This is a genomic window from Ideonella sp., assembly GCF_036277275.1.
Taxonomy (GTDB): Bacteria; Pseudomonadota; Gammaproteobacteria; order Burkholderiales; family Burkholderiaceae_C; genus Ideonella.
In genome coordinates, this window is the sequence record NZ_DASUNH010000059.1 from 35,737 (window position 1) to 52,136 (window position 16,400).

Annotated in this window: 12 protein-coding genes; 2 read left to right on the forward strand and 10 right to left on the reverse strand. The window is 68.4% G+C overall.

The window, feature by feature from the left end; genetic code table 11:
• Positions 1–51: 51 nt before the first annotated feature.
• The 6 genes from VFY73_RS10980 to VFY73_RS11005 all read right to left on the reverse strand — a co-directional run bounded on the left by VFY73_RS10980 (position 52) and on the right by VFY73_RS11005 (position 6,866).
• Positions 52–594, reverse strand: a complete 543-nt coding sequence (locus VFY73_RS10980; protein WP_329718570.1) for a carbon monoxide dehydrogenase subunit G — start codon at positions 592–594, stop codon at positions 52–54.
• Positions 585–1,907, reverse strand: a complete 1,323-nt coding sequence (locus VFY73_RS10985; RefSeq protein ID WP_329718572.1) for a VWA domain-containing protein — start codon at positions 1,905–1,907, stop codon at positions 585–587. The genes VFY73_RS10980 and VFY73_RS10985 overlap by 10 nt, the downstream gene beginning before the upstream one ends.
• A 253-nt stretch (positions 1,908–2,160) precedes the next feature.
• Entirely contained in the window at positions 2,161–3,093 is a 933-nt protein-coding gene (locus VFY73_RS10990; RefSeq protein WP_329718573.1) for a MoxR family ATPase, read from the reverse strand.
• A gap of 135 nt (positions 3,094–3,228) precedes the next feature.
• Positions 3,229–4,017 carry a xanthine dehydrogenase family protein subunit M gene (locus VFY73_RS10995; RefSeq protein WP_329718575.1) on the reverse strand — a complete coding sequence of 263 codons (789 nt, stop codon included), beginning with the start codon at positions 4,015–4,017 and terminating at the stop codon, positions 3,229–3,231.
• Between the two features lie 16 nt (positions 4,018–4,033).
• Positions 4,034–6,385, reverse strand: a complete 2,352-nt coding sequence (locus tag VFY73_RS11000; protein WP_329718577.1) for a xanthine dehydrogenase family protein molybdopterin-binding subunit — start codon at positions 6,383–6,385, stop codon at positions 4,034–4,036.
• 10 nt (positions 6,386–6,395) lie between these two features.
• Positions 6,396–6,866, reverse strand: a complete 471-nt coding sequence (locus VFY73_RS11005; RefSeq protein ID WP_329718579.1) for a (2Fe-2S)-binding protein — start codon at positions 6,864–6,866, stop codon at positions 6,396–6,398.
• 321 nt (positions 6,867–7,187) lie between these two features.
• On the opposite strand from VFY73_RS11005, the gene VFY73_RS11010 reads away from it, so the two are divergent.
• Entirely contained in the window at positions 7,188–8,273 is a 1,086-nt protein-coding gene (locus VFY73_RS11010) for an XdhC family protein (RefSeq protein WP_329718581.1), read from the forward strand.
• Here the strand turns inward: VFY73_RS11010 and VFY73_RS11015 are convergent, their stop codons facing one another.
• Both VFY73_RS11015 and VFY73_RS11020 read right to left on the reverse strand, forming a co-directional pair.
• Positions 8,274–8,717: a hypothetical protein gene (locus tag VFY73_RS11015; RefSeq protein WP_329718583.1), complete on the reverse strand. Its 444-nt coding sequence runs from the start codon at positions 8,715–8,717 to the stop codon at positions 8,274–8,276. It lies immediately after the preceding gene.
• A 319-nt stretch (positions 8,718–9,036) separates the two neighbouring features.
• Positions 9,037–10,191: a branched-chain amino acid ABC transporter permease gene (locus VFY73_RS11020; protein WP_329718585.1), complete on the reverse strand. Its 1,155-nt coding sequence runs from the start codon at positions 10,189–10,191 to the stop codon at positions 9,037–9,039.
• Between the two features lie 94 nt (positions 10,192–10,285).
• On the opposite strand from VFY73_RS11020, the gene VFY73_RS11025 reads away from it, so the two are divergent.
• Positions 10,286–11,173, forward strand: a complete 888-nt coding sequence (locus VFY73_RS11025; protein WP_329718587.1) for a LysR family transcriptional regulator — start codon at positions 10,286–10,288, stop codon at positions 11,171–11,173.
• On the opposite strand, the gene VFY73_RS11030 is transcribed toward VFY73_RS11025, so the two are convergent.
• Positions 11,170–12,279 carry a substrate-binding domain-containing protein gene (locus VFY73_RS11030; RefSeq protein WP_329718589.1) on the reverse strand — a complete coding sequence of 370 codons (1,110 nt, stop codon included), beginning with the start codon at positions 12,277–12,279 and terminating at the stop codon, positions 11,170–11,172. The two genes, VFY73_RS11025 and VFY73_RS11030, sit on opposite strands and share 4 nt — an antisense overlap.
• A 71-nt stretch (positions 12,280–12,350) precedes the next feature.
• Positions 12,351–16,187, reverse strand: coding sequence for a PAS domain-containing protein (locus VFY73_RS11035; protein ID WP_329718591.1), 3,837 nt, complete (start codon positions 16,185–16,187; stop codon positions 12,351–12,353).
• Positions 16,188–16,400 lie beyond the last annotated feature (213 nt).

Consider the following 16,400-nt stretch of genomic DNA (forward strand, 5'->3'; position numbering starts at 1 on the left):
CGCGCACCGTCCGACAGGGGCGCGACTGTGTGTAGGCTGCTTCTTACCGGCTCAGCCCCGCAGCAGCTTCTTCAACCAAGCCACCAGTCGCGCGATCGGCCCGTCGGGCTCGGCTTCGGGCGGGGGCAGTTCTTCCGGCTTGCCGTGTTTGTCGACCAGCGTCTGGGTGAAATTGCTGAAGAACTCGTTGGCCATCTTCTGTGCCGCCATGTCGACCAGACGCGAGCCGATCTGCGCGAGCTTGCCGCCGACGGTCGCGTGGGCGGTGTAGTGCAGCACCGTCTCGTTCGGGCCGTTGGGCTCCAGCCGGACGGTGGCATGGCCCTTGCCATGGCCCGCTTGGCCACCCTGGCCCTCGAAGTGCAGCGTGTAGCTCTGGGGCGGCTGCAGGTCTTCGAGCCTGAGCTTGCCCTTGAAGCGCGCCTTCACCGGGCCGACGGCGGCCATGATGGCGACCTCGAAGTGGTTCGGCTCGGCGCCGGGCGTGATGGCTTCGCAGCCCGGGATCGCGGCCTGCAGCATCGCGGTGTCGTTCAACGCGTCCCAGGCGGCTTGCTGGGACACGGGCAGGGCTTGCTGGCTGGTCAGTTCCATGCAGGGTGGGCGGTGAAGGTGGGCGAAGGGGGCTGGCGACGCGTGCTCGCCTGCGCAAGCACGGCGGCAAGTTGTTCGAGGCTGGCCAGATTGTGCGCGGGCAAGAACAGGTCCACATGCGGCCGCATCGCGCGGATGCCGCCGGCCTTGGGCTCGAACGCAGCGTAACGCAACAGCGGGTTCAGCCAGACCAGCCGCCGGCAGCTCTTGGCCAGCCGCTCGGTCTCGAACGCGAGTTGGGTGGTGTCGCCGCGTTCCAGGCCGTCGGTGACGAGCAGCACGGTGGCGCGGCCGCCCCCGAGCACGCGACGCGCCCAGTGGCGGTTGAAGGCATGCAGGCTCTCACTGATGCGCGTGCCGCCGGACCAGTCTTGCACCTGGCGCGCCACGTCGGCAATCGCCATGTCGGGGTCGCGCTGGCGCATGGCGCGGGTGATGGGGGTGAGCCGGGTGCCGAAGACGAAGCTGGCGACACGCAGGTCGCCTTGTGCCAGCGCGTGGGTGAAATGCAGCAACATGCGCGAGTAGCTGGTCATCGAACCGGAGATGTCTGCCAACACCACCAGTGGTGCCGGCTGTTCGCGTGGGCGGCGCCAGCGCAGGGCGCCTGCGTCGCCGCCGTGGCGCGCCATCGCGGCCAGGCTGGCGCGCCAATCGATGCGGCCGGGGCGCGGGTCGCGCGCGAAACGGCGCGTGGGCAGTGGTGGCGTGAAGGTGGCAATGCGCATCACCAAGCGCTTGGCTTCGCGCCACTCTGCGGCGGTCAGTGATTCGAAGTCGCGGTGGCGCAGCACTTCGCGTTCGCTGGCGCTGAAAGGGGCGTGAATCTCCACCTGGTCAGGCGGCTGCTGGGTGGCGGGTGGCGGTGGGGGCGCGCTGCCGGGGGGGAAAAGCGCGTCGGCGAGGCGGCGGTTCTCTTGCATCGGCAGCGGTGCGGCACCACCGTCGCGTGCCTGAACCTTGGGCAGCAGCATCGCCATCATCCGGCCGAGCAGGTCGGGGTCGCGCCAGAAGAGCTCGAAGGCCTGGTCGAACAGCGCGCGGTGCTCGGCGCGGTCGATGAAGCAGGCCGCCAGCGCGGCCTTGAAGTCGCGCCGAGATCCCAATGCGCCGGCGGCGAGGGCTTGCAGCGAGAGCTGGATGCGGTCTGTGCCGACGGGCAAGCCGGCGTCGCGCAGCACGCGGGCGAAGTGCAGCACGTTGTCGGCGAGGTGGCCGGGTAGGTGGGTCGACGGTGAGGCTGAGAGCATGTCACTGACACTGTCGGAAGCGTGGAGCGAGATCAGGCCAGCGGGGTACTCTGTTCCGCTCATGTCCCCCGCCGCCAGCCTGCGGCTGCCGGCTCCTCCTAATACTTCGCTTCACAGAGCACCCCGCCGTCCTGATCGGGCATCGTGTTGGCTGATCAACGAGAGGCAGACCACTTGGATTGCTGCGGGTGCTGGGTGACCGGCGCAGTGAAGTATTAGGAGGAGGTGATGGCCGAAGGCCAGCGCCGGGGGACATGAACGGAGCCGGTTACCCAGCATTCGCAGCGCGCAGCGACCGGCTGGGTCAACGCCCATCTCAGGCGCGCCCAGCGCTGCGCATCGCATCCTGCACCTCGGCCAGCAACCGGGCCGCCTCACCGCCTTGCATGCGAGCAATGTCGTCCTGGTACTTCAAGATAACCCCCAGCGTGTGCTGCACCGTCTGCGGGTCGAGCACCAGCGCATCGAGTGCCATGAGTGCACGTGTCCATTCGATGGTCTCGGCCACACCCGGCAGCTTGTACAGGTCGATGCCACGCAGCTTCTGCACGAAGGCCACGATCTGCGCCGACAGCGCCTCGGGCGCACCCGGCACACGCCGCGCGAGGATCGCACGCTCTCGTGCTGCATCCGGGAAACCAACCCAGTGGTACAGGCAGCGGCGTTTCACTGCATCGTGGATCTCACGTGTGCGGTTCGAGGTGATCACGACGATCGGCGGCTCGACCGCGCGCACGGTGCCGAGCTCGGGCACGGTGATCTGGAAGTCCGACAGCACTTCGAGCAAGAAGGCCTCGAAGGGTTCGTCGGCGCGGTCCAGCTCATCGATCAGCAGCACCGGCGGCACGAGGTTGGCCGGGTCAATGGCTTGCAGCAACGCGCGCTTGATCAGGAAGCGCTCGCCGAACAGCTCGTCGTCGAGCCGGCCATGCGCCGCCGTGCCTTCGGCCTCGGCCACGCGGATGGCCATCATCTGCCGCGCATAGTTCCACTCGTACGCGGCGCCGGCCAGATCCAGCCCCTCGAAGCACTGCAGGCGGATCAGCGGCCGGCCCAGCATCGCGGCCAGCGTCTTGGCGATCTCGGTCTTGCCGGTGCCTGGCTCGCCTTCAAGGAACAGCGGGCGCTGCAACTTCAACGCCAGGAAGACAGTGGTCGCCAACTCCCGCTCGGCCACGTAGTCGTGCGCCAGCAGCGCCTTGGCGGTGGCATCGATCGAAACGGGCAGGGCGGTCGGGTCCAGGCTCATGGGGCGTTGGAAAAGAAACGCCGCAGCGAGTGCGGCGTTTGGAAGACGAACCGTTCGCCCTGAGCTTGTCGAAAGGCCGGCGATCAGCATGACCGGCTGGGCTTCGACAGGCTCAGCCTGAACGGGGAGGGGTCGTCAGCTGGCGGCCACCGCTCGGCCAGCCAGCACCGGGATCAACGCGGCGCGGTACTCACCGGTGCCGTGCAGGTCTGTCGTTATGTCGGTGGGAGGCACGAAGACACCGTTGCAGGAAGCGGCGTCCCAGCTCGCTTGCAGCTTGGTCTCCAGCGCATTGACGCGGAAGACGCAGGCCTTGGCGCCGGTGACGGCCACGCGCGTGCCGGCCGGCCCCTTGCTGACGAAGACGCCGACCGTCGAGAAGCGCGACGCCGGCTGTTTGAACTTCTGCCAGCCGGCCTTCTCGGGCACCGGGAACTTGACCGCGGTGATCAATTCACCATCCTTCAATGCGGTCTCGTACAGCCCTTTGAAGAAGTCGTCGGCCGCGATGCTGCGCTGGTTGGTCTGGATCGTCGCGCCCAGGCCCAGCGCCGCGGCAGGGTAATCGGCCGCCGGGTCGTTGTTGGCCAGGCTGCCGCCGATGGTGCCGCGGTTGCGCACCTGGCGGTCGCCGATCTCGCTGGCCAGTTGCGCCAGCGCGGGGATCGCCTTCTGCACGTCTTTCGACGCGGCGACCTCGGCGTGCGTGGTCATCGCGCCGATCGTCACGGTGCCGCTGGCCACGGTGATGCCGCGCAGCTCGGCGATCGCGCCGAGGTCGACGAGTGAATCGGGCGCGGCCAGGCCGAGTTTCATCGCCGCAAGCAGCGATTGGCCGCCGGCCACGAGCTTGGCGCCGCCGTGGGACGCAGCTTTGGCCGCATCCGCCACCGACCCGGGGTTCTGATAAGCAAAGGCTTGCATGGTGTGGCTCCTCGGCTCAGCGGTTGTTCTTGATGGCTTGCCAGACGTTGTAGGGCGAGGCCGGCATCGGCACGTCCTTCACGCCCAGTGCATGACAGATCGCGTTGATCAGTGCCGGTGGCGAGCCGATCGCGCCCGCCTCGCCGCAGCCTTTCACGCCCAGCGGGTTGTGGGTGCAGGGCGTGCCCTTCACCGTCTCGACCGTGAACTCGGGCAGGTCGTCGGCACGCGGCATCGCGTAGTCCATGTAGCTGCCGGTCAGCAGCTGGCCGGTCTCCTTGTCGTACACGCCGTGTTCGAGCAGCGCCTGGCCAATGCCCTGCGCCAGGCCGCCGTGTACCTGCCCTTCGACGATCATCGGATTGACGACGTTGCCGAAGTCATCACAGGCGGTGAACTTGTCGATGCGCGTGGCACCAGTCGCCGGATCGACCTCGACTTCGCAGATATAGGTGCCGGCGGGGTAGGTGAAGTTGCTCGGGTCGTAGAACGCGTTCTCGTTCAGGCCCGGCTCCAGCTTGTCGTGCGGGAAGTTGTGCGGCACGTAGGCGGTGAGCGCCACCGACGCGAAGGGCACCGCCTTGTCGGTGCCGGCGACCTTGAACTGGCCGCCTTCGAACTCGATGTCGGTGTCGGCCGCTTCCAGCAGGTGGGCGGCAATCTTCTTGCCCTTGGCGATCACCTTGTCCAGCGCCTTGACGATGGCGGTGCCGCCGACGGCCAGCGAGCGCGAGCCGTACGTGCCCATGCCGAACAGCACCTTGCTGGTGTCGCCGTGCTCGATCTCGATGTCTTCCATCGGGATGCCCAGCTTGTCGGCCACCACCTGCGCGAACGTCGTCTCATGGCCCTGGCCGTGAGCATGACTGCCGGTGAACACGGTGACCTTGCCGGTCGGGTGCACGCGCACTTCGCCGGCCTCGAACAGGCCGGCCCGCGCGCCCAGAGCGCCTGCGACGCTCGACGGCGCGATGCCGCAGGCCTCGATGTAGGCCGAGTAGCCGATGCCGCGCTTCAGGCCCTTCGCCTCGCTGGCCTTCTGGCGAGCCGGGAAGCCCTTCACATCGGCCAGCTGTTCGGCGCGGTTCAGCGTCGCGTCGTAGTCGCCGATGTCGTAGGTCAGGCCGACAGGGCTCGCGTACGGGAACTCGTGGATGTAGTTCTTGCGTCGGATCTCGCCCGGATCCATGCCCAGTTCGCGCGCCGCCGTCTCGACGATGCGCTCGACCACGTAGGTGGCCTCGGGCCGGCCGGCGCCACGGTAGGCGTCCACCGGAGCGGTGTTGGTGAACACCGCGGTCACGGTGGCGCTGATCTTCGGCGTCGTGTACTGGCCCGCCAGCAGCGTGGCATACAGGATGGTCGGCACGCAGCTCGAGAAGGTCGACAGGTAAGCGCCCAGGTTGGCGGTGGTGTCGACCTTCAGCGCGAGGAACTTCCCGTCCTCGTCCAGCGCCAGTTGCGCGGTGGTTGCGTGGTCGCGGCCGTGCGCATCGGACAGGAACGATTCGCTGCGCTCGGCCGTCCACTTGATCGGCCGGTTGATCTTCTTGCTGGCCCAGACCAGCGCGGTTTCTTCACCGTAGAGGAAGATCTTCGAGCCGAAGCCGCCACCCACATCGGGCGCGACGACGCGCATCTTGTGCTCGGGGATGCCGAGCACGAAGGCGCACATCAGCAGCCGCTCGACATGCGGGTTCTGGTTCGACACGTACAACGTGTAGCTGTCGCCGGCGCGGTCGTACGACGCATTGGCCGCGCGCGGCTCGATCGCGTTCGGGATCAGCCGGTTGTTGCGGAAGGTCAGCGTGGTGACATGGGCTGCGCTCTTGATCGCCGCTTCGGTACCGGCGGCGTCACCGATCTGCCACTGGTAGCAGCGGTTGTCCGGCGACTCGGTGTGCAGCGCAGCCTTGGCGCTCTGCGCATCGACCGGGTCGACGACGGCGGGCAGTTCGTCGAACTCGACGTCGATCAATTGCGCCGCCTCCTTCGCCTGCTCCAGCGTTTCGGCCACGACCAGCGCGATGCGGTCGCCGACATAACGAACCTTGCCATCGGCCAGGATCGGGTGCTTGGGCTCCTTCATCGGCGTGCCGTCGATCGAGTTGATCAGCCAGCCGCAGGGCAGGCCGCCGACATCTTTGAAATGCTCGCCGGTGAACACGCCCAGCACGCCGGGCGCCGCCTTGGCGGCTTCAGTGTCGACCCTCTTCAGCGTGGCGTGCGCATAGGGCGAGCGCAGGAAATAGCCGTAGGTCTGACCCGGCAACGTGATGTCGTCGGTGTAGCGGCCAGTGCCGGTCAGGAAGCGGGCGTCTTCACGCCGCTTGACGCTTTGCCCAATGAAACCTTGACGTGCGTTCATGGTGTGCTCCTCAAGGCTTCATCGAAGCGGCGCCTTGGCGCACCGCCTTGACGATGTTCTGGTAGCCGGTGCAGCGGCAGAAGTTGCCGTCCAGCCCCTCGCGCACCTCCTGGTCGGTGCTGCAGGCGTGGTGCTTCACCAGGTCGACGGCACTCATCACCATGCCCGGGGTGCAGAAGCCGCATTGCAGGCCGTGGCACTCGTTGAAGGCGGTCTGCATCGGGTGCAGCGTGCCGTCGGCGGCGGCCAGGCCTTCGATCGTCGTCAGGTCACGCCCGGCGGCCTGCACGGCGAGCATGTTGCAGCTCTTCACGGCGCGGCCGTCGATGTGCACGGTGCAGGCGCCGCATTGCGCGGTGTCGCAGCCGACATGGGTGCCGGTGAGCTGAAGCCCCTCCCGGATGAACTGCACGAGCAGGGTGGAAGGCTCGACGTCGCGCGTCAGTTCGCGCCCGTTGACCTTCAGCGTCAGCATGGTCATGTCGTCTCCTTTGATTGACATCCAGGAAGGAACGCCGGACTGCGGACGCCCCCGGTGCGCTGCATCTTAGGCAGCCGGGGCGCCGCTGGCTTGTGCCACAAACACCTACCACTGTCCTGCAAGGGGTAGGGCGCGACATCAGGGTTCACCCGCAGTCTGCGGCGAGGCTGTTCCAGAACGGGACACCCACCCGCCGCGCGCCGGCCGCTCAGGGTATGCACCGCGTCGCCAAACGCAGCGCTTGCCCGTACCTTTGGCTTTCGTGGGAGATCGCGGCGCCTGCCGGCAGGCAGGGCGCAGATCCCCGACACTGGTGCCGATATGGACAACGTTGATCTGAACATCTTGCGCCAGGTGGTGGCCTGGCGCGAATCCGGCCACCGGGTGGTCATGGGCACGGTGACCCGCACCTGGGGCTCGGCGCCGCGGCCGGTCGGCTCGGTGGTCGCGGTGCGCGACGACGGCGCGATCGCCGGCTCCGTCTCGGGCGGCTGCATCGAAGACGACCTGATCGCTAGGGTGAAGGCGCATGCGCTGGCGGCCACGGCTCCGCTCGATGATCGAAGGGCCGCTCCCGAGATCATCGAACCCCCTCGGGGGGCGGGCTGGGCAGGGCCCAGCCCTGCGGGCCCGCAAGTCGTGAGGTACGGCGTTTCAGGTGACGAGGCGGCGCGCTTCGGCCTGCCTTGTGGTGGCACGCTGGAGCTGGTGCTGGAGCCGCTGGCCGACCACAGCCAGATCGAGCCGCTGCTGAAGCTGCTGCAAGCCGGCGAGCAGGTGCGGCGCGAACTGTTGCTGGCCACCGGTGCCGTCACGCTGAGCGAGCCCGAAGGCGCCGACGTGGTGGTGCTGGACGAGACCAAGCTCGTCACGACGCACGGCCCGAACTGGCGCCTGCTGATCGTCGGCGCGGGCCAGATGACGCACTACCTGGCCCAGATGGCGCAGGCGCTGGACTACCAGGTGACGGTCTGCGATCCGCGCGACGAATACACCCCCGCCGAGCCGCTGCCCGGAGTGCGCTACGTGCGCGACATGCCCGACGACGCGGTGCAAGCGCTCAAGCCCGACCCGCACACCGCCGTGATCGCGCTGACCCACGACCCGAAGCTGGACGACCTGGCGCTGATGGAGGCGCTGCATTCGACCGCGTTCTACGTCGGCGCGATCGGCTCGCGCGTCAACCAGGCCAAGCGCAAGCAGCGGCTGGCCGAGCACTTCGGCCTCGACGAGCGGACGCTGGCGAAGTTGCATGGGCCGGTCGGCATCAAGAACGGTGCCCGCACACCGCCGGAGATCGCGGTCAGCATCCTGGCGGAGCTGACGGCCGTGCGCTACGGCTGGCGGATCCCGGAGCCGGTGTTCCTGGGAGACGGGGTCGGGCCCGAAGCGGGCTGCGCTGTCTGATCAGTCCAGCGTGGCTGCGTCGGCGAACGAGTCGCTGATCTCGAAGTCCGTCGCCAGCAGCACGACGGCGTCGGTCAGCGGCAGCTTGTCGAACGAGCCGTGGAAGACGAAGGCCTGGGTCTTGTTGAAGTAGACCTGGTAGGCGCCGCCGCTGCTGCCGACGCGCACCGCCCGCACCGCGTGGATCACCTTGCCCGGCGGGCCGATCGGCTCTTTCATGCAGGTTTCGAGGGCACGCACCTCGGTATCGGCCAGCCGAACGTGGCGAACGGTTGCCAGTTTGGGTGCGACGGCGCCCTTGCAGGCCTCGTTCAACTCGATGGCGGGTTCGGGTTCGCCGCTGAGAAAGTCCTGCGGCGCGGTGATGGGGCGTCGCCAATTGGCATCGGCCGCAGCCAGTGCGGGCAGCAACAAGAGCAGGTAGGCAGCAGACAAGCGCCTCATGGGGGACTCCTTGGAGAGGCGGGCGGGTCGGCGAGCATCCGACGCGCGAGCCGCATCATCTCGGAGATCGCGGCGGCTGTAAACGGAAGCCCAGCCGGTTAGTGCCCTGTCCCGCAGAGAACTGCCATTGAGATTCGACCAGATGGTGATGATCGTGCGGTCGGGCGGCAGGGCAGATACCGGGTGTATCTGCCTTGTCGAACGGCCGCGCGAGGGCGCCATCTGGTCGAACCCTTCAGGCGGGTCGAAATGGGGCGCTCGCAGCGCCGCCAAGCCGGGCAGATACCACGAGGTATCTGCCCGGCTCGTCGACTCCCGATCATCCCCATTGCGGCCCGTCGCAATGACAGCTCTCTGCGGGACAGGGCACTACGCGGCGCGGTAACGCGTTGTCAGCCAGGCGAGGCGGCGCAGAGCCGTGCTCAGGCACCGGCCACAGCCCCCGCGGGCGCAGCAGCATCGTGGCGATCATCGCCAGCGCAATCAGCGTGGGTCGCAGGACGCCCGCGTCGAGCCGGCCGTCGGTCATCGCCTGCAGCGGCCCGGCGACGTAGCGCAGCAGCTCCGGCAGCGCGGTCAGCAGCACCGCACCAAGGACCACGCCCGGAAGGTGGCCCAGGCCGCCGAAGACCACCATCGCCACGATGAAGGTCGACTCCTGCAGGGTGAAGGCTTCGGGCGACACGAAGCCCTGGAAGGCCGCGAACATCGCGCCGGCCACGCCACCGAAACTCGCGCCGATGCCGAAGGCCAGCAGCTTCAGGTTGCGGGTGTGGATGCCCATCGCTTCGGCCGCGACTTCATCGTCTCGAATGGCCATCCACGCGCGGCCGATGCGCGAATGCTCCAGGCGATGGCAGACGATCACCATGAGCACCGTCAGCGCGAGGAACAGGTAGTAGTGCAGCGTCACCGGGGCCAGAAAAAAGCCGCCGACCGACAAGGGCTTGCCCAGGTCGAGCCCCGGGATGGTCATCGAATCGATCGGCCCGACGCCCTGCGCGCCGTTGGTGATGTTGATCGGCGCGCCGCCCATGTTGTTGATCAGGATCCGCACGACCTCGCCGAAGCCCAACGTCACGATGGCCAGGTAGTCGCCGCGCAGCTTCAGCGTCGGTGCGCCCAGCACCATGCCGAGCACGGCGGCCAGCAAGGCCGCGAGCGGGATCGTCAGCCACCAGGGCGTGTGCAGGCCGGCCGGGAAGATCGCGCCGATCGCCGCGAAGTTCTCGCTCAGGTGTGGCGAGTTCAGCAACGCGAACAGGTAGGCGCCGACGGCGTAGAAGGCCACATAGCCCAGGTCCAGCAGGCCGGCGTAGCCGACCACGACGTTCATGCCCAATGCCAGCATCAGGTACAGCAGGCAGGTGTCGACCGAGCGCACCCAGTGCGTGCCACCGGCTTGCAGCAGCAGGGGCAGCAACAAGAGTGCGGTGATACCGGCCGCCCAGCCAGTCTTGCTTTGAGGAATCATCGACCAAGGCTATTCGAGCCTGAAACAATATAAAACTGGCCGAGAATCCGTTCATTGCGGAATGATTTGCTTCAATTGGGGGCGATCGATGGCGATGGACAAGCTGAACGGCCTGCTGGCCTTCGTGAAGACGGCCGAGCTGGGCAGCTTCGTGGCGGCCGGGCGCACGCTCGAGATCTCGGCATCGGCCGTTGGCAAGGCCGTGGCGCGGCTGGAGCAGGAGGTCGGTGTGCGCCTGCTGCACCGCAGCACCCGCCGCGTCCAGCTGACCGACGAAGGCCGGCTGTTCCACGAGCGTTGCCGGCGCGTGCTGGACGACCTCGACGATGCACAGGCGATGCTGGTGCGCACGAGGGAAGCGCCGCGCGGCCGGCTGCGGGTCAGTGCGCCGATCGTCGCCCACCATTTCCTGATGCCGCTGATCCCTGACTTCCTGGCCCGCTACCCGGAGGTCGAGCTCGACATCAACTTCACCGATCGCAGCGTCGACCTGATCGAAGAGTCCATCGACATCGCGATCCGCAGCGGCGACCTGCCTGACTCGCGCCTGGTCTCGCGGCCGTTGCAGCCGTTCCGGCTGCTGCTGTGTGCCTCACCCGCCTACCTGGCGCAGCACGGCACACCCAAGCAGGTACGTGACCTGGAGGGCCACGCGTCGATCCGCTTTCGGCACCCGAACACTGGCAAGCTGCTCGACTGGCCGATGTTGCAGGCCACGCCCGACATCGACACGCGCCTGCGAACCGTGCTCGCCTGCAACAACATCGAAGCGGTGCTCAGCGCCGCGCTGCGCAGTCTGGGCATCGCGTGCATGCCGGACTTCCTGGTCCGCGGCGTGCTGGCCGATGGCCGCCTGTTGAGCGTTCTCGACGACCAGCTCAACGCAGGCGGCCGGTTCAATGTGCTGTGGCCGTCGAGCCGTCATCTGTCGCCGAAGGTGCGGGTCTTCGTCGACCATCTGGGCCAGCACTTGTCCAGTTAGGCTTTCGACTTCGCCGCGCGGTAGTGCCACCACGGCAGCGCGCGGGTCAGCGACAGCACCTCGCCCGGGCGTTCGGCACGGGTGTAGCCGGGCAGGGTGGCCAATGCCTCTCGCCAAGTGGGTGCGGCCAGCGCTTCGCGCAGCTTGACGACGCCGGGATGTTCCAGCGCGTCTTTCAGGCAGACGAGGAAGTAGTCTTCCTGCACCAGTGGCACGAAGCCGAGGCCGAAGGCACGCGCCGCGGCCTCGACGCCCAGACCGGCGTCGCCCTCGCCGCTGGCCACGGCCGCGGCCACCGCGTTGTGGCTGTCTTCGGGCTCGCGGGTATGCAGGCTCGTCGGCGCCAGCTTGTGCTGCGCCAGCAGGTGCTCGGTCAACAGCCGGGTGCCTGAGCCGGGTTGGCGGGTGACGAAGCGGGCGTTCAACGTGGCGACATCGGCCAGGCCACGCAGGCCCAGCGGGTTGCCGGCCGCCACGATCAGGCCCTGGCTGCGCCGGCTGCAGCCGATCAGCTTGTGGCGGCCCGGCTTGAGCAGTGGCTTCAGCGCCGCGGCAAAGAGGTTGCGGCTGTCGGCCAAAGGTGGCACGTGAAAGCCCGCCACCTGGCAGCGGCCTTCGGCCAGCGCGCGCAGCGCGTCCAGGCTGCCGGCGAAGCGCAGGTCGATGTGCAGGCGCTGCACGGCACTGGCCTGCCCACGCAGCAGTGGCAGCGCCAGGTCGTGGCTGGCGTAGACGGTGAGCACCTGCTGGCTGCCATCCAGCGCCTCGCCGACCACGCGTTCGAGTTCGGCCCGCAGCGCTTCGATGTGCGGCGTCAGGCGGGCACGGGCGCGTGCCTCGGCCCACAGCAACCGCTCGGCAAACGGCGTCAGCCGCGCCGGCTGGCCGCGCACCCAGTGCACCAGCGGTTCACCGAGCACGCCCTCCCAGTGCTTGAGCGCGCCCCACACGTGGCGGTAAGAGGCACCGGTGGCGCGCGCTGCATGCTGGATCGAGCCCTGCTCGTGCACGGCGGTGAGCAGGTCGAACAACGGGTTGTGCAACGCTGCGCCACGCTGGCCCAGAGGCTCGAAGCTGTATTGAAGGTGAACCCCGCGCGAATGCATGCCTGAACCGTTGCTCCGTTCAGGGCAGTGTACGAAGGCCGTGACATCGCACGAAGCACGCAGCGGCGTTGTCAGTTCACGGGTTTCGAAGCCAGCTGGGCTTGCAGGTGGCCCACCAGTGTCAGCAGTTCGTCGTGCAGGCCATGGGCCATGTCGGCCAGCGCCGTCGCGTCGAAGGGTTCGTGCAGCTGGTGCTCGAGCTGCCGCGCCTGCTGCACCAGGGTCTCGGCGCCGATCGAGCCGCAGGCACCGCGCAGTGAGTGGCACAGGGCGCGCCAACGTTCGATCCGCTGCGGGCTCGGCGCTTCGAGCAGTTCCGGTACGCCGCCGCGGTAGGCCTTGACGAAGCCGTCGAGTACACGCTCCAGGGCGACCGTGCTGCCGCCCAGGTTGTCCAGTGCCTGGCGCCAGTTCAAGGTTGGCACAGCGTTCAGGCGCTCGGTCAGCGGGCGCAGCGGCGGTGTGGCGCCGGCCAATTGCCGGATGGGCGGCGGCGACGGCGTGAGCTCGGGGTGGGGCCTGCGTTCGGGCAGCCAGCGCAGCAAGGTCGCGTACAGCCCGGCCGGGTCGACCGGCTTCGCGACGTGGTCGTTCATGCCGGCGTCGAGGCAGGCCTGGCGGTCTTCGCCGAAGGCATTGGCGGTCATCGCGATGATCGGCAGGCCTGGCCCGAGGCGGCGGCGGATCGCACGGGTGGCCGCCAGGCCGTCCATCACCGGCATCTGCATGTCCATCAGGATCAGGTCGTAAGCGCGGGTGCTGGCCAGCTCGACCGCGCGCCGGCCATCGAAGGCCGCCTCGACCGCCAGGCCGACGCGGTCCAGCAGCTCGCCGCCGACTTCCTGGTTGATCGCGTTGTCTTCGACCAGCAGCACCCGCTGGCCGGCGTGTTCGCGGCGCAACCGAGACTCGGATTCGGCCAGCGGCGATAGCGGCTCGGCCCTCGCGACCGTCTCCTCGGCCTGGTCGAGCCAGGCGGTGAACCAGAACGTGCTGCCGACCCCGAGCTCGCTTTGCACGCCCGCGTCACCCTGCATCATCGTCGCCAGGTGACGCGTCAACGCCAGGCCCAGCCCGGTGCCGCCGTGGCGGCGGGCGATCGAGCTGTCGGCTTGCTCGAAGGCACTGAACAGCGCGGCCTGCCGGTCCGGCGCGATGCCCTCGCCGGTGTCCTGGACCTCGAAGCGCAGTTGCACGCGGTGGTCCTGGCGCGCCAGCACCTGGCCGCTCAGCCGCACCCAGCCGTGCTGGGTGAACTTGACGGCGTTCGACAGCAGGTTCAGCAAGGCTTGCGACAGCCGGGTCGGGTCGCCGCGCAGGCGTGAAGGCAGCTCGCCGAGATCCAGCGTCAGTGCCAGGCCCTTTTCGCCGGCCCGCCCGGAGACCAGATCGACCGTCTGCTCCAGCAGCGCCGGCAGTTCGAAATCGGTGATCTCCAGCGTCATCTTGCCGGCCTCGATCTTCGACAGGTCCAGGATGTCGTTGATGACCTGCAGCAAGTGCTTGGCGGCGTGGTCGACCTTGCCCAGCCGTTCGTGCTGCACCGGATCACGGGTGTCCTGCGCCATCAGGTGGGTCAGGCCGATGATTGCGTTCATCGGCGTGCGGATCTCGTGGCTCATGTTGGCCAGGAAGGCGCTCTTGGCGCGGCTGGCCGCTTCGGCCGCATTGCGCGAGCGTTCCAGTTCCGCATTGACCTGGCGCAGGTCGTTCTCGGCGCGCTTGAGCGGCGTGATGTCGAACGCCATCACGTAGGCGCCCAGCACCTCGCCGGGTGCGGCTTCGTCGGGCAGGTAGTGCAGCTGGTAGAAGTGGGTTTCGCCCCGCCGGTCCACCTGCTCGCGTTCGAAATGCATCGCCTCGCCGCGAAACGCCGCTTGCAGGCGATGCAGCACACGCTGCAGAAACTCGCCCTCGAAGATCTGGTCGACGCGTTGCCCGATCACCTCTTGCTCGGTCTTGTCGAACCATTCAAGGAAGCTGCGGTTGGCGAAGCGGCATCGCATCTGCTTGTCCCAATAGACCACCCGGCCCGGCAGTGTGTCGGTCAGCGTGCGGTTGAAACGCACCAGCTCTTCGAGCCGATTCACCGCCTCTCGCAACTCGCGCGTGCGGGTGGCCACTTCCTCTTCGAGGTGCTCGCGGTGGCGGGCGATCTCGTCGTCCTGCTGCTTGCGCCGGGTCACGTCCGCAAACGAGGTGACCACCGCCATCAGCTCGCCGTTCTCCGGGCTCAGCACGGGCAGCGCGCTGACTTCGAACCAGGTGGTGGCGCCGTCGGGGTTGATCGTGTGCACCAGCACGCCTTGCTGGGCGGGCTGGCCGCTCAGCACGCGACCGGGCGGCGTCTCTTCCGGCGGCATCGGTGTGCCGTCTTCGCGCAGCGGCGTCCAGCCGGGCGCCACGACCGAGCGGCCCTGCCAGTCCCGCTGCAGGGCGCCAACGATGCGCTCGGCCGCCGGGTTGCAGCTGATCACAGCGCCCTGCGGGTCGCACACCAGAACGCCCTCGTTCAGCACCGAGACGACGGTGCGGTAGTGCGCTTCGCTGTCGCGCAGCGCGCGGTCCGCCTTGTGCGCGTCGGTCATGTCGCGCGACACGCCGAACAGGCCGACGCGCTGGCCGTCGGCACCGAACAGTGGCCCGCGTGTGCACACGTTGATGTGCTCGCCTTCGGGGCCGGGCAGCCGCTCGTCGAACACCTGTGGCGTGCCGGCATTCAGCGCCGCCTCATCATGGCTGGCCAGTTGCGCCGCCAGCTCCCTGCTGAAGATCTCCGAGTCGTCGTGGCCGAGCACTTCGTCGGCCCGCCTGCCGAATTCGACGCAGGCAGCGCGGTTGACGAAAACATAGCGGCCTTGCCGATCCTTCGCGAAGATCGCATCGGACGAGCTGTGGGCGATGGCTTCGAGCAATGCCAGCGTCTCCATGCGTGCATCCTGCTGCAGCCGGTCGCGGCGGGCCTGGATCAGCGACTGGCGCTGGTTTCGCAGGCGGCTGGCCACGCCGAAGCTGAACACCGCCAGCGCCGCGCTCAGCAGCGTCCACCAGGTGGTGGCCCAGGCCGGCGCATCGACCTCGCTGGCATCGATCTTCGAGACCAGCCACCAGTCGGTGCCGCGAATCTGCCGCACCGTGGCCAGCACCGGCCTGCCGCGGTAGTCGAGCGCTTGCATGACCTCCCCGGGGCGGGCCTCGGACCGCAGCACGCGGGCCACCGGCACCCGTGAGCTGGCCGCGGCCTGGGGATGGTTGCCGGCACTGCCGGGTTGGTCGCGCACGTCGCTGAGATTGACGAGCAGGTCGCCGGCTCGCCGCCACAGCACCGATTCCCCGCTCGCGCTGGGGACGGGCCAGCTGACCAGCATCGGGAAGAGCACCCGGCGAGGATCGATGCGCAACACGATCGCCCCTTGCGGCGGCGACCCGGTGCCGGTCAGCGGCACGACCACGTCGAACTGCCGGCTCAGCCGGGCACCCTCCTGGTGGTAGATCCCGGTGTGGTGAGGGGTGCCGCTGGCGATGGATTCCCGTATTGCAGCGTCCAGCTCGACGTTCGGGCCAGGCGCTTGCGGGTGCTCGCTGGCCAGCACCTGGCCTTGCGCGTCGAGCACCACGACACCATCGCCATCGTTGGCGCGGCGGAATTCGATGCTGCGGGCCAGCAGGCGCTCGATCGCTTCGGCGTCCTGGGTCTGTGTCCAGCGGTTGAACAGCTCGGCCAGCGCCGGCCCGCTGGAGATGGCACGGGCCAGCATCATCTGTCGCCCGACCCAGGCCTCGACCTGGGTGGCGCGCAGCTCGGCCAGCGATTGCAGCCGTGCACCGGCCTGTTGTCGCTGGCTGTCGAATTCTCGCCAGACGACCCAGCTGCAGCCCAGGGTCACGGCCGCGGCGAACGCAACCACGGGTGGCCACCACCGTTGTGCCGGCGTGCTGCGCCTGATGGCGCCCCGTGCGAATACGGATCTTGGCACCAGCCTTCCCTGCGCGTCCGTTCTGAAAAGCGCCCCGGGGGGGGCGCCCTTCGTTTCCTTGGGAGACGTCTGCAGCCGATTGTGCGCCGCCGCCCAATGACCGTGAAGCCAGTCGGGGCGCCCGTGCGGGATGTATGGGCCTGC

What these genes read in the sequence shown, in the direction of transcription:
- VFY73_RS10980 (WP_329718570.1), bottom strand. Translation starts at nt 594, where the DNA reads ATGGAACTGACCAGCCAGCAAGCCCTGCCCGTGTCCCAGCAAGCCGCC.
- VFY73_RS10985 (WP_329718572.1), bottom strand. Translation starts at nt 1,907, where the DNA reads ATGAGCGGAACAGAGTACCCCGCTGGCCTGATCTCGCTCCACGCTTCC.
- VFY73_RS10990 (WP_329718573.1), bottom strand. Translation starts at nt 3,093, where the DNA reads ATGAGCCTGGACCCGACCGCCCTGCCCGTTTCGATCGATGCCACCGCC.
- VFY73_RS10995 (WP_329718575.1), bottom strand. Translation starts at nt 4,017, where the DNA reads ATGCAAGCCTTTGCTTATCAGAACCCCGGGTCGGTGGCGGATGCGGCC.
- VFY73_RS11000 (WP_329718577.1), bottom strand. Translation starts at nt 6,385, where the DNA reads ATGAACGCACGTCAAGGTTTCATTGGGCAAAGCGTCAAGCGGCGTGAA.
- VFY73_RS11005 (WP_329718579.1), bottom strand. Translation starts at nt 6,866, where the DNA reads ATGACCATGCTGACGCTGAAGGTCAACGGGCGCGAACTGACGCGCGAC.
- VFY73_RS11010 (WP_329718581.1), top strand. Translation starts at nt 7,188, where the DNA reads ATGGACAACGTTGATCTGAACATCTTGCGCCAGGTGGTGGCCTGGCGC.
- VFY73_RS11015 (WP_329718583.1), bottom strand. Translation starts at nt 8,717, where the DNA reads ATGAGGCGCTTGTCTGCTGCCTACCTGCTCTTGTTGCTGCCCGCACTG.
- VFY73_RS11020 (WP_329718585.1), bottom strand. Translation starts at nt 10,191, where the DNA reads ATGATTCCTCAAAGCAAGACTGGCTGGGCGGCCGGTATCACCGCACTC.
- VFY73_RS11025 (WP_329718587.1), top strand. Translation starts at nt 10,286, where the DNA reads ATGGACAAGCTGAACGGCCTGCTGGCCTTCGTGAAGACGGCCGAGCTG.
- VFY73_RS11030 (WP_329718589.1), bottom strand. Translation starts at nt 12,279, where the DNA reads ATGCATTCGCGCGGGGTTCACCTTCAATACAGCTTCGAGCCTCTGGGC.